Consider the following 12755-nt stretch of genomic DNA (forward strand, 5'->3'; position numbering starts at 1 on the left):
GCGGGAAGACCTCGCGCCTCTACCAGCGTCTCGTTTACCAGGACAAGCTGGCCGACGATGTAAGTCTCGGCATTGCGCCGTTCGCACTCGCCAGCCAGGTGCAGCTCACCGTCGACGTCAAGAACGGCGTCGATCCAGCGAAGGTTGAAGCCGCTGTGGCCGATGTCTGGAAGGACTACATGGCGACCGGTCCGACAGAAGATGAGCTGGCACGCGCCAAGGTCAGCAATCGCGCCGGCTTCGTGCGCGGCCTGGAGAAAGTCGGTGGTTCCGGCGGCAAGGCCGTCATCCTCGCCGAGGGTCAGGTCTACCGAAACGACCCCGAGGCCTATAAGAAGGATCTCCAGCGCGCGCAGAACGCCACGATCGCCTCCGTGCTCGCTTCGTCGAAGACGTGGTTGTCCAAGGGGGACTACACGATCACCGTGCTGCCCGCTGCGCCGGGCTTCGACCCCGCTGCCGAGGACAAGGCCGTGGCCGGCCTGAAAGACTCGGCGGGGCGTCCGGCGGCCGTGTTGCCGCAAGCCAAGACCTATACCGTCGGCAAGTCGGCGGTCGATCGCAGCAAGGGCGTGCCGTCGGTCGACAGCTTCCCCGATCTCTCGTTCCCGACCTTGCAGCGCGGCAAGCTGAAGAACGGCATCGAGGTGGTGCTCGCCGAGCGCCATACCGTGCCGATTACCCAGATCAGCCTTTTGTTCAATGCGGGCTACGCCGCAGACCAGGGCCGCAAGCTCGGCACGGCAAGTTTCACCTCGGCACTGCTCGATGAGAGCACGAAGACGCTGGATTCGGTCGAAGTGGCCCGGCGCAAGGAGCGTCTGGGTGCGATCATCGGTTCCGGCTGCTCGCTCGACAACTGCTCGATCGGCCTCAACGCGCTGAACTCCGAACTGACCCCGTCGCTCTCACTGTTCGCCGATATCGTTCGCAACCCGGCGTTCAAATCCGACGACATCGAGCGCGTGCGCGGCCAGTGGATGGCGGGCATCGCGCAGGAGAAGACCGAGCCTACCGGCCTGGCCCTGCGTACCTTGCCGCCCCTGCTTTACGGCAAGAACCACGCCTACGGCATTCCGTTTACCGGCAGCGGCACCGAGAAGGCGATCGCGTCGCTCACCGCCGAGGATCTCGCCGGATTCCAACGGGACTTCCTGCGTCCGGACAACGTTCGCATTCTCGTCGCCGGCGACACCACGCTGGCGCAGATCCTGCCGCAGCTGGATGCCGTTTTCGGTGACTGGGCCGCGCCAACAAGTGCGCTGCCCACGAAGAACGTCGGCCAGGTCGCCGAACAGCCCAAGCCGCGCGTCTTCCTGATCAATCGCACCGATGCGCCGCAATCGCTCATTCTCGCCGGCCTGCTCGCGCCGTCGACCAAGGCGAAGAACGCACTCGACCTCGGTATCGCCAACGGCGCCTTCGGTGGCACGTTCACCTCGCGCCTCAACATGAACCTGCGCGAAGAGAAGCGCTGGGCCTATGGGGCGGGCAGCATGCTTTCCGATGCCCAGGGCCAGCGACCGATGCTGTTTTATGCGCCGGTGCAGACCGACAAGACGGCCGACTCCGCTGCGGAGATCCTCAAGGAAGCACGTGCCGTCATCGGCCCGAAGCCGCTGACCGACGACGAGATTGCGAAGATTCGCGCTCAGAAAGTCCGTGCGTTGCCCGGAAGCTTCGAAACCACCTCCGCGGTGCTCGGTGCGATGACGGGCATCGTCATCTACGATCGTCCGGACAACTACGTGCAGACCCTCAAGGGCCGCATTGAAGGTGTCGACCGCAAGGCCGCAGAGGATGYGTTGACGGCCGTGATTCACCCCGATGCGCTGACCTGGGTCATCGTGGGCGATCTGAGCAAGATCGAGGCGCCCGTTCGTGCCCTGAACCTGGGCGAGCTCCACGTGATCGATGCGGATGGCAACCCGGCGAAGGACGTGCCGCACGCCAGAACCGGCAAAGCCGGCAAGATCACAAAGGCGACCAAGCCTTCCCAGGATGCCGCCGCCCCGGCGACCGGCAAGTAACTCACGTGAGGGCGCGATCGACGAAGATCGCGCCCTCACGGTAGTCCGGCTAGCATAGGCATCGATCGAATCCCCCGGAGTTCCACATGCGCAAGGTTCTCGTCCTCCTCGTTCCCCTCGCCCTGTCTGCCTGCACCTGGGGCATCAAGCTCGATGACGGCGCGCGAAACGTTCGCACGGCCTGGAACGGCGACGTCTCAAGCTGCAAGGAGCAAGGCAAGGTCACGGTGTCCGTCATGAACCGTGTCGGCCCGGTAGATCGCAACGACCTGAAGGTTCGCGACGAACTCGAGGTACTCGCGCGTAACGAAGCCGCCAAGATGGGCGCCGACACGGTGAAGCCACTGGCCGATCCGAGCGAAGGCTCACAGCCGTGGGGTGCTTACACCTGCGGTAGCCGCAACGTCGGCCCCGCGCGTAGCGGTACGCCCGCGCCCGCTCCTCAGGGCGACAGCGCTCCCAAGGCGGGTTTTGAAACGGTCCCGCTGAAGAACAACTGATCGGACGCTGACGTCACTTCGCTCAGAGCGAAGTGACGCCGTCACGTGCTCGCGCGGCGAACGTCGCCGTTACCCAATCGATGAACACACGTACGCGTGGCGATAGCTGTCGATTGTGCGGATACAGCAGGGATACCGGTGAGGGCGTGGGAGGGTAGTCGCGCAGCACCGGGACCAGCCGACCCGTCGCCAGATCGTCCGCCAGGTGATAACGCGGCACCTGGATCAGGCCCAGTCCCATCCGGGCGAGATCGATATTGGTATCCGAACCGGTCACCGTCACGACGGACGGAAGATTGACCAGGCGTACGTTACCGTTCTCGACGAATTCCAGTGGAAGCGTGCTGCCCGTGGCCGTCGAGAGGAAGCCGATGGCGAGGTGGCCATCGAGGTCGTCCGGTGTTTGCGGCACGCCGTGGCACTCCAGATACGCCGGGCTGCCGCAGGTCACTTCTTCCAGCATCGCGATCCGACGGCCAACCATGCTGCTGTCGGCCAGATCGCCGACACGAAGTACGCAGTCGACCCCTTCACGTACGAGATCCACCCAGCGGTCGCCTTCCCCCAGGTGCACCCKGAGGCCCGGGTAGCGCGCGAGAAAGTCCGGTAGGTCCGGCAGGACGAAGGTGCGGGCGAGCGTGCCGTGCATGTCCACGCGCAGCAAGCCGGTCGGTCGCGCGTCGAGGAAGGCGGCTTCGGCATCTTCCACCTCGGCCAGGATCGCTACGCAGCGCCGGTGATAGGCCTCACCGTCCAGCGTGGGGCTGACATGGCGCGTGGTTCGCTGCAGCAGCCGGACCCCGAGCCGGGTCTCCAGGCGCTTGATGGCCTGGGTCACTGTGGACCGGGGTAGATCGAGGTCGGAGGCCGCCAGGGTGAAGCTGCGCCGCTCCACGATGCGGACGAAGAGGCGCATGGTGTCAAAACGGTCCATGGCGTTGTTCCGATCGGTGGAATAGTGAAGCCATATGCTGATGGATTATCCGGAAGCCGACAACGTCCATCCTGTTCTCGCCCGGCAATGTCGCCGGTACCGGAGAACCCAGATGAACCAGAGCATCCCGAAAGTCGCCATCGTGACGGGCGCTTCGCGCGGTATCGGCGCGGCAGTGGCCAAGCGCCTCGCGCGCGACGGCTTCACCGTTGTCATCAACTATGCCGGGAGCGCCCAGGCGGCCGAGACCGTGGTCCGTGAGATCGAAGCTGCCGGTGGCAAGGCGATCAGCGCCCAGGCCGATGTGTCTAAGTCAGCCGACGTGCGCCGCCTGTTCGATACCGTGCACGAGGTCTACGGTGGCGTCGACGTGCTGGTGAACAACGCCGGCGTCATGGCCCTGGCCAATGTCGCCGACCTCAAGGACGACGACTTCGATCGCCTCTTCGCGATCAATGTGAAAGGCAGCTACAACACCATGCGCGAAGCCGCGACCCGCATCCGCGAGGGCGGTCGCATCATCAACTTCTCCTCCAGTGTGGTCGGCCTCCTGCAGCCGGGCTATGCCGCCTATGCCGCAACGAAAGCGGCTATCGAGGCGACCACCATGGTGCTTGCCCGCGAACTGCGCGGCCGTCAGGTCACGGTGAACGCCATCGCACCGGGCCCGACCGCGACCGATCTCTTCCTCGACGGAAAGTCGCCCGAGCTCATTGACCGTCTCGCGAAGCTGGCACCCCTCGAACGCCTAGGGACGCCCGACGACATCGCAGCCGCCGTCGCCTTCCTTGCCGGCGCCGATGGCGCCTGGATCAATGGCCAGGTGCTCCGTGCCAACGGAGGGATCGTCTGATGAAACAGGTCATCCTGATTACCGGCGCGTCCAGCGGCTTCGGCCTGCTGACCGCACGTGCGCTGGCTGAGGCGGGGCACACCGTCTACGCGAGTATGCGCGACATGGCTGGCCGCAACGCGACTAACGCCGACGCCGTGCTCGAGGAGGCGAAGAACCGGAACATCGACCTTCGCGTCGTCGAACTCGATGTCACGTCCGAGGCCTCGGCGGAAGCTGCAGTGAAGACGATCGTCGAACGTGACGGCCGCCTCGACGTACTCATCCATAACGCCGGTCACATGGTGTTCGGGCCGGCCGAGGCCTTCACGGCCGAGCAGTACGCCCAGCTCTACGACGTGAACGTGCTCGGCACGCAACGTGTCAATCGGGCTGCCCTGCCGGTCATGCGCCGGCAGGAAAAGGGTCTGGTGCTGTGGGTGTCGAGCAGTAGCGTCCGCGGTGGCACGCCACCGTTCCTCGCGCCGTATTTCGCGGCGAAGGCAGCGATGGATTCGTTGGCCGTGAGCTACGCCGGTGAGCTGGCGCGTTGGGGCATCGAGACCTCGATCATGGTGCCGGGAGCCTTCACGAAGGGCACCAACCACTTCGCCCACGCCGGCAAGCCCGCCGATGAGGTACGTGCTGCCGAGTATATGGACGGCCCGTATGCAGGTATGCCGGACCGGATCCTGCATGGCCTGGCGGCGCTGGAGCCAGCCGATGCGGACGCCGGGGAAGTGGCCACGAAGATCGTCGAGGTGGTGAACCTGCCTTTTGGCAAGCGGCCCTTCCGAGTCCATGTCGACCCTTCGCAGGACGGCGCCGAGATCGTGAACGGCGTGGCGGATCGGGTGCGGCGGGAGTTGTTCTGGCGTGTGGGCATCGCGGAACTCTTGTCTCCCAAGGTGTGAGGCTCGAATGCGATAAGGGGTCGTCAGGGAGGAATGAGGGTGCCACGAGCCGGTGCGATGTCGTGGCCGTTGGCGCAGATTCCTTTGGTGAGATGGCCAGAGTGCCGAGGCATGAAATCACACACCACCCATGGCACGAGCAAGGCCCTCATTCTGGTTTGCCTTTACCTTGCGCTTTACTTCGCGTCGACCTTCCTCGAGCGGCCTCTCGGCTGGTTGGCCTTGCCCGAACTTCAGTCGGTCTTGCTGGCCCCCGTACCGAAACAGGTGCCGCCAGCGATCCTCCTGATCCTCTGCGCCTTCCGGAGCTTGTTTATCGTTGTAATCACCTGGTTCATCGCTCGGCTGGATGGTCGATCGCTGTTCGACTACGGTCTCAGGCCGTTCCCGATGCGACAGTTCGCGTACGGTTCGATAGCCGGCTTCGTTGCCATCTCGATCGTTGTGTTCGGGCTTTACATCGGAGGGACACTTGAATTTACGGGATGGAATGTCAGTGGCGGGGGGGCGCTTGGCTTCGCCTTGATATGGGCCATCGGCATGCTGATGGTGGGAATATCGGAAGAAATGGCCTTTCGGGGCACGCCAATATTCCTTCTCCTGCGAGTGGCTCCGCCCTGGGGGCCCATTGCTGTCAGTGCTGCCTTATTCGCGGGCGTCCACCTGAGTAATGAGGGAGAAAACGTCGCCGGCATCGCACAGATCGCGCTGTTTGGGGCTGTTGCAGCCATTAGTGTCGTGCGGACAGGGTCGCTGGCCTTCGCTGTCGGCCTTCATGCGGCGTGGAACTGGACCCTGGAGTATCTCTATGGCGCGGTAGGTAGCGGGTACACCTTCCAGGGGCATCTGGTGAACCAGGTCGTGACGGGGCCCACTTGGCTCACCGGAGGTAGCAGCGGCCTGGAAGGGAGTCTGTGGGCGATCGTGGTCCTGCTGGTCATCGGCACCTTGTTCTTGATGTGGCCTCGCCGAGGCTAGAGGTGCGCCGCCGAGCTTTATGCGGAAGCCATGTAGTCCTTTCGATGCGGACGAATAAGAGGGCCTTCCTCGCCGGTGCTCAGCAGCGTAGGAGATGGCTTCGGACAAGACGATACGAATTACCGGAAGGTCGATACGCGATAGGTGCAGGTTACGCAGCCGAGCCCAGCGCCAGCCCAGWGCAGCACACCGAATTCGTCGGCAGGATGGTCGTTGCAGGTTCGGGCTAGCCGGATGAACTCAAGTGTGCGGGTTCTCATCCGGCTCGCCGCCGGTTTGGCCACTCAAGCGGGGGCAGATGGTACCCGTTGTCCACTAAATGGCTGACTTACAGAGCCCTTGGCTGGTTATTGGTCGGTTAAAGTGTAAGTGGTTTGATTATGGGATGTCTGGTGACGATAAGGTGTGGCTACAGATGTCGGCACCCCTTAACCTGGCCCGTAGCGTAACGCCATGAAATCAAGGGCAAGTGCTTAAGGGCTTCAAGGCCAACTACCGGGAATTGGTGGGGTAAAGGGGGCAAGCTCGATGTTACGGCCGTCCTTGGGGGCGCCGGCCTGCACCGTGGCATTCGTCGAGAACTGAGCGTGGGATCACCTGTGTCCGCGCCGGGTTCCATAGGCCCTCGGACCGTCGGAGCAACGGGCGTACCGATCACCGGCTACTCGCTAGTACTATCTGGCGGTCCCATTCGAAACAGCCGGCGGAGTTCTTCGATTTGGTCATCCAGGTTCGGCGCATTGATGCCGAAGCGGACCACCTGCTCCGGCCCAGACGCTTGGTTCGTCGCTTCGAACCCCGGTGGTGAAAGCCCACGGTCCTCGGGCAGAATGCGGCGAATTCGCTGGTTGCATGATGGATCGCTGTGATGAGCTCGCAGCCGCGACGCGAGTGATTTCTCCAATCGACTCAGGTTGACGCGCAGCGGCGCGGCCGAGCATTCCTGCGTGATGGGCTTGGTCGGAATCTCTCGCAGCGCTTTCCACTGCCGGTACGACGGCCGCATCTATGGCCGACGATAGCCGCACACTTGGGAGCAGATCCTGGATAAATGCGAAACGCTAGCGAGTGCATCGCACTTGGTAGAAAGGCTCGATTAGGACAGGTCCGAGGCTGATAAAATGAGCGCTTGGTACGGACGCGGCTCGTACCAGAGGGCACGGAATGGCCGCACCATTTGATATCCGAAGGAAGCTGCGATGAAAGGGCGTTTTGAGGGGGCAGAGCGTAGGAAGGTACTGGTCGAAGCGCTTGCAGCGCAGACCATTTGCTTGGGCATCAATGACCTGCCTGAAAAGATCGCGGACGTTTGCGAGCTCGTTGAGTTTAATGACAAAGACGTGTTTGTCCGTCAGGGCGATCAATCAAGTGACGTCTACCTCATCTTGACTGGGACGGTGAAGGTCTTCGTTGGCGAGAGGGAGGTGGCCCGTGTGGATGCTGGCAACCACGTCGGAGAGATGGCCGCCATCGAGGCATTGCCTCGCTCGGCAACACTATGTGCCGACGGCATGGTCGTAGCCGCGAAACTCAGGGAAAAGGACTTCACCGAACTGGCGGAGGCATTCCCGAGAATGTATCGGCAGGCGGCGTTCGAATTAGTTCGCCGCTTGGAGCGGCGTAACAGAGCGCTCGCCCGTGCCGACGCCAAGATCCACGTATTTGCTATATCGTCCGCAGAGGCTCTGCTCGTGGCTCGCACGGGAGTATTGGCGTTCGCACACGAGAAAAGTATCGATTTCTGGAACTGGCCAGAAGATGTTTTCGGCGTCAGTAACTACCCTCTTGAGGATCTCGAGGCGCATCTCGATAAAGCTGACTTCGCAATTGCGATTGCGCAGGCGGACGACAAAACCGTGTCGCGGAAGAAAGGSTCTCGTAGTCCCCGAGATAATGTCGTGTTCGAGCTCGGTCTGTTCATGGGTCGCCTTGGCCGGCAGCACACAATCCTCATGAAGCCCGAGGGAGTTAAGCTCAAGCTACCCAGTGATCTCGTTGGAGTGACTACCGTTGACTACCCTGCAGATCTTCCCGCTGGCACTGCCAGTCACGCAATGAGCGCAGCGTGGGAAAGGGTCCGGGCGCATATCGCCAAGGTTGGTCGATGAATCCTGACGAACGAGCGCTCGTAACGGCTGCGATCAAGAGGGGGCTCGATCACGCTGAATCCAACTGGGAGCAAGTCGGGCATCTGCTTGAAGCGAAAATGGCGATCTCCATGGACTCATATGCCATGGACCGCGCCGATTCGCATATTCCTGGCCATTCGGCTGTCGACCTGGATAAGCCGAAGGTGGACGACTTCATCGCACTGGTTGTGGATATGCGAAAATCCACTGAGCGCTTAAAGACTTTCCTCAAAGGGGCCAAGGTCAATTCTTTTCAGCGCGTGTATTACGAAACGTCGGCCTTACTCCCGGCATTTACCGTCACGTGCGAGTTCGATCAGGGCTCGGTCACAGAATACCTGGGTGACGGTGGTCTGGTGTTATTCCGGGTCGACAATAACGATGTAGAGCAGTCGGTCAGAAAGGCATATCGCGCAGCGAAGCATTGCATTGGAGATATGCGTGACCTGATCAACGATGCAATTGGTAAGCGTTACAGATTGCCGCCACTTGACTTGGGTGTCGGGCTGGCAAAGAGCAGCGCGATGGTGACCTTGGTGGGTATCCCCGGTAACTTCCAGCCCAAGGCCATTGGAACGTGCGTTTGGGACGCGACGAAATTAAGTGCGGGCTTTAACGCCGTACATGTTTCCCAATCCTTTCGGGATGCCTGGCCTACATCCAAAAAAGGGCTCATGCGATTTAAGTCCCTTAACTTGAGTCATGTGACCGGCTACAAAATGGGGTCTGAAAAGGCATAAGTTGTCTATGCAGCGAGAGGCGACGTGATGAAGTCTCTCGGGCGGAAGTCGACGATTTCTTGCACTTTCTCGCGCTGAGCGTCCGCCTCGAGGCGATGGCTCTAGATTCATTGACGCAGAATTCAACTCGCCGTCGGTAGGGGTGCACCGTTTGGCGGTGCTGCGCACGAGCTAAGAATTGAGGCGGGTACGGGCGACGCGGTGACAGTCGGGGTGTCCTGCGGGAGGGGGCCGGCGGTGCTTCATGGAAGGTGGTGACCAGAGCGCGCGTCGGTCCACTGGTTCGCGACGGCGTCATACGCCTCGGCTCAAGTCGTCTGATCCGCGGTCGATATGACGGAGAGCACCGGCCGACGAGTCGTCGGGTGGATTTCGAGGTGCAGGGAGGTGATGATACGCCGTCACCTGCCAGGTGCATGGGACGTTGAACTCAGGGAGAGGGGCTGTGGGGGTTATTGTTCCATCGGGTCATGAGGATCTGTCGCGCCAGGTGTTTGGGCGCTTTCGTTCACTCGTCGTGGACCAGGTGATCGACATCATCAGTCCCACAGATCTGGACTGCTGGCTACGTAATTTTGAGACAGCGCCGGCCCAGTATCTCGCCGCCCAGCTATTGAGCGCGGCGGTCATCCGTACGAACAAAATGATCACCAGCAGCTACCGGCATATCGCCGAGGTYGTTCTGCCGGACCTAATGCGTTCGGCGGGCCTATGGAACTTCGACTGCATCGAGGACTTTCTCTCCGCCCTGCATGCCAAGAAGCCGACAATGCCACTGCGCATCATGCCGGTGGATGGCCTTCGCATCGATCGCAAGCCCGGTAACTCGGCCGATTCCGTTGTGCGAAATTTCACCATCGCCGCCAAGGTCGGCGATGGATACCTGTGGCGGACTGACGATCCCAACGCATGGCAGCCCTTTTCGGGCCTATTGGTCCTGATAGATGACCTGTTGGGTACCGGCCGCCAGTTCACAGGCTTTGCCGAGAAGTACCGGCTGAATGACCTTCCCCCGCAGACGAAGTGCGTCTATATCCCGCTATTGGCCACGGCCAAGGGTATGGACAAGGTGAGCAAGAAGTTCCCTCGCGTTGAGATTAGACCCGTGGAATCCTTGCACGCGAACGCGGGCTTCTTCAGTGGCATGCCCGACGGCTCCGGGCTGTGGGCACGAGACAAGTCCAACACGGCTGCGGACATGCGTGCGCTGTACACACAGATCATGAGCGAGAAAGACGTGCCAAAGGAAGGTCGGTACTCGCTGGAGCTCAGCGTGCTGTTGCCGGGACGTACGCCCAATAACTCGCTTCGTGCGTATTGGAACTCTACCGGCCAATGGCGGCCATTGATGTCTCGCTAAGGGCTCTGTCATGAAACTCGAAAGCATCGTCGACGAATTCGTCAACAACCGTGCCGAGCAGCTTGACGCTGACGTGACGCATGAATTCATCGTGCCGCATCACTTCAGCCAGCTCACCCTCCATCGGGACCGCAAATCGGTTCGCGTTATCGGAGGGCGGGGGTGCGGCAAGACCATTTTCTTGCGCTACTTCTCCCATTGCACCCAGTTGAGTGCCAAGCACGCCGAGGTGCCTGGGGAGGTCTTCGGGCAAGGTATTGGGCTGTACTGGCGGACAGATACGGGCTTCTGCGATCTCATGAAGCCGGAATGGCTCGGTGATCAGCACGCCTACCGCGCCTTTCTGCACTACATCGCCGTCGTGGTGCTTGAGGAAGTCGCGCTCTTCATCAATACCCTGGCGAAGGCGCCGCTCCTGGGTGGGCCTATCGACCTGCGTGCACGTCCACTACCGGAATCGGCCGACATTCTGCTATCGCAAAAGGTAGGCAACTACGCGGACCTGCGCGACTTCGCCAAGAGGCGGCGCTTTCAGCTAAGTCAGTGGGTTCAGAACCCGGAGTCGGACGCCCCGACGTTCCTGCGCATCGATGACCTTCTGAGCGAGATCGGCGACGACATTGCCTCGGCGGACCCGCGACTTGAGAGATTGTTCTTCCGGGTGTTCGTCGACGAGTTCGAGAACCTAAAGGAAAACCAGCGCCGCTTGGTCTGTGATCTGGTCAAGCATCCCCGGCCGCGCTACTCGTTCAATCTCGCTATGCGCAAGGACTCGGTCGACCAATTCATTACCAGCGGCGGCGAGCAAATCGTCGAAACACACGACATCCGCTCCATCGATCTGGAAAAGCTGGTTGGGAAGACGGGCAAGACGTTCAAGTTGCTCGCTGCCGAGTTGCTGCTGATGAAACTGTCCAAGCAGCGAGTCGATGTGGGCTGTCCTGAGTTCCGGGTTGACCGGCTGCACGCGCCTGGGCGGGTCAGCGAACGTCTGGGTGAGGACTACACGCAGGCCATCCGCGCTGCGGCGGGACGGCTACTGCCTGGCCGTACGTCCGCTGAGATTGCCAAAGGCGTGTTCGAGGACGCTCCGCTGCGACGGCGACTGACCGACGTGGCGACCAAGGGATTGCAGAAGCACCGGGTAACGTCCTTGTCGGCTGTCCAGTTCCAATACGTGGACAAACCGGTGGCCAGTATCGTCGCGGCCTTTGTGCTCAATCGCGATAAACCGGGTCCGCAATTGGTGCTCGACGCTTTGGAGAACTTCCATGGGCGCAGCAGTTCGCCGAATCCTTTCAACGACTGGGAAAGTAATAACCTGCACGGCGCCTTGTTCTATCTGTACGACGGTTTGCCGAACCGGCCTAACCCTCTTTACGCGGGATTCGACCGCTATTGTCAGATGTCCGCGCCGAATCTTCGGTTCTTCCTTGAGTTCTGTCACACCGCGTTGCGCGATGTGACGTTGTCGGTGGAGGGCAGCGCGTCGGGCGACTTGCAGTGCGTACCGTGGGATGTCCAGGCCTTTGCGGCCAAGGACACCAGCGCGTTGTTGCTGAAGGATATCCCCAATCTGGGCCTACGCGGGCGCGAACTCCAGACGCTTATCAAGCGCCTAGGGCGTCTGTTTCAGACCGCGCACCGCCGCGCTTCGCTCAGCGAGCCAGAGATCAATCACTTCTCCATCGACGAAGCTGACAAGGAGGGTTTGACCGATCAGACACGCAGCCTGCTGCGTGAGGCGCTGATCTGGTCGGTTCTRTACGAAGAGAAGGACACGAAGAACAAGAGTGACGCTTCGCTTGTTCAGCACGATTACATCCCCAACCCGATCTTCAGTGCCTATTTCGGGATCAGCTACCGCAAGCGCAAGAAGATCACGTTGAAGGCATCGGAGGTCAACGTGATCTTCTCAGGCAGCGACAATCACTTCGAGCTGCTACTGCGAAACTTCCTGGCCAAATGGGACCTGATTGCCGGGCCTGCGGACATGAATCAGGGGTTGTTCGAGTGATCCGCTTCACCGACATGCGGCAACTCGGGCCGGGCGCTGCCAAGACTCCCGAGGACTTCGACGTCGTCTTCCACGGGCCGGCCATAGACGACCGCGGTGATCATTCGCTCGCGGTCGCCACCGCCAGTGCAGCACGGGCGGTGCCGGTGAGTTATGACCCGCAGAGCTTCAGGATTACCGTCGGCGATACCACGTTTCGTGTGGCTGACCTGGACCAGCTCCGCCAAGCGTATCCGGGAGGAAAGATTCTTCTGGATGCGACGTCCCTGGATGCTGTGGAGATCCTAATCCTCACCCGCGCGTTCCTGCATTGCACGGCAC

Annotated in this window: 10 protein-coding genes and 1 pseudogene; 10 read left to right on the top strand and 1 reads right to left on the bottom strand. The window is 61.3% G+C overall.

The window, feature by feature from the left end; translation table 11 throughout:
- Positions 1-1937 (top strand): annotated as a pseudogene (locus AC1DT2_RS07440) (M16 family metallopeptidase); the annotation flags it as partial.
- Positions 1938-2116: 179 nt separating this feature from the next.
- Positions 2117-2530 carry a DUF4156 domain-containing protein gene (locus AC1DT2_RS07445; protein WP_063571272.1) on the top strand — a complete coding sequence of 138 codons (414 nt, stop codon included), beginning with the start codon at positions 2117-2119 and terminating at the stop codon, positions 2528-2530.
- Between the two features lie 22 nt (positions 2531-2552).
- Here the strand turns inward: AC1DT2_RS07445 and AC1DT2_RS07450 are convergent, their stop codons facing one another.
- Positions 2553-3464, bottom strand: coding sequence for a LysR family transcriptional regulator (locus tag AC1DT2_RS07450; protein ID WP_477295556.1), 912 nt, complete (start codon positions 3462-3464; stop codon positions 2553-2555).
- Between the two features lie 112 nt (positions 3465-3576).
- Between AC1DT2_RS07450 and AC1DT2_RS07455 the strand changes: the two genes are divergently transcribed.
- The 8 genes from AC1DT2_RS07455 to AC1DT2_RS07490 all read left to right on the top strand — a co-directional run.
- Positions 3577-4317, top strand: coding sequence for an SDR family oxidoreductase (locus AC1DT2_RS07455; protein WP_477295558.1), 741 nt, complete (start codon positions 3577-3579; stop codon positions 4315-4317).
- Positions 4317-5210: an SDR family oxidoreductase gene (locus AC1DT2_RS07460; protein ID WP_477295560.1), complete on the top strand. Its 894-nt coding sequence runs from the start codon at positions 4317-4319 to the stop codon at positions 5208-5210. Before AC1DT2_RS07455 ends, AC1DT2_RS07460 begins: the two co-directional genes overlap by 1 nt.
- Before the next feature lie 111 nt (positions 5211-5321).
- Positions 5322-6188, top strand: coding sequence for a lysostaphin resistance A-like protein (locus AC1DT2_RS07465; RefSeq protein ID WP_477295562.1), 867 nt, complete (start codon positions 5322-5324; stop codon positions 6186-6188).
- A gap of 1199 nt (positions 6189-7387) precedes the next feature.
- On the top strand, positions 7388-8296 hold the full coding sequence (locus AC1DT2_RS07470; protein WP_477295564.1) for a TIR domain-containing protein: 909 nt from the start codon (positions 7388-7390) through the stop codon (positions 8294-8296).
- Positions 8293-9057: a hypothetical protein gene (locus tag AC1DT2_RS07475; RefSeq protein WP_477295567.1), complete on the top strand. Its 765-nt coding sequence runs from the start codon at positions 8293-8295 to the stop codon at positions 9055-9057. Before AC1DT2_RS07470 ends, AC1DT2_RS07475 begins: the two co-directional genes overlap by 4 nt.
- Before the next feature lie 445 nt (positions 9058-9502).
- A complete protein-coding gene (locus AC1DT2_RS07480) occupies positions 9503-10417 on the top strand; it encodes a phosphoribosyltransferase-like protein (RefSeq protein WP_477295569.1) in 915 nt (304 codons plus the stop codon).
- Positions 10418-10427: 10 nt separating this feature from the next.
- Positions 10428-12434, top strand: a complete 2007-nt coding sequence (locus AC1DT2_RS07485) for an ORC-CDC6 family AAA ATPase (protein ID WP_477295571.1) — start codon at positions 10428-10430, stop codon at positions 12432-12434.
- The coding region (locus AC1DT2_RS07490; protein WP_477295573.1) for a hypothetical protein at positions 12431-12755 on the top strand (325 nt) is incomplete at its 3' end. The genes AC1DT2_RS07485 and AC1DT2_RS07490, both read left to right, overlap by 4 nt.

The sequence above is a fragment of the Luteibacter sp. P4_E6 genome, assembly GCF_056401535.1.

Excerpts from the sequence above, each read along its gene's own strand:
- AC1DT2_RS07445 (WP_063571272.1), top strand. The coding sequence starts at position 2,117 with ATGCGCAAGGTTCTCGTCCTCCTCGTTCCCCTCGCCCTGTCTGCCTGC.
- AC1DT2_RS07455 (WP_477295558.1), top strand. The coding sequence starts at position 3,577 with ATGAACCAGAGCATCCCGAAAGTCGCCATCGTGACGGGCGCTTCGCGC.
- AC1DT2_RS07460 (WP_477295560.1), top strand. The coding sequence starts at position 4,317 with ATGAAACAGGTCATCCTGATTACCGGCGCGTCCAGCGGCTTCGGCCTG.
- AC1DT2_RS07465 (WP_477295562.1), top strand. The coding sequence starts at position 5,322 with ATGAAATCACACACCACCCATGGCACGAGCAAGGCCCTCATTCTGGTT.
- AC1DT2_RS07475 (WP_477295567.1), top strand. The coding sequence starts at position 8,293 with ATGAATCCTGACGAACGAGCGCTCGTAACGGCTGCGATCAAGAGGGGG.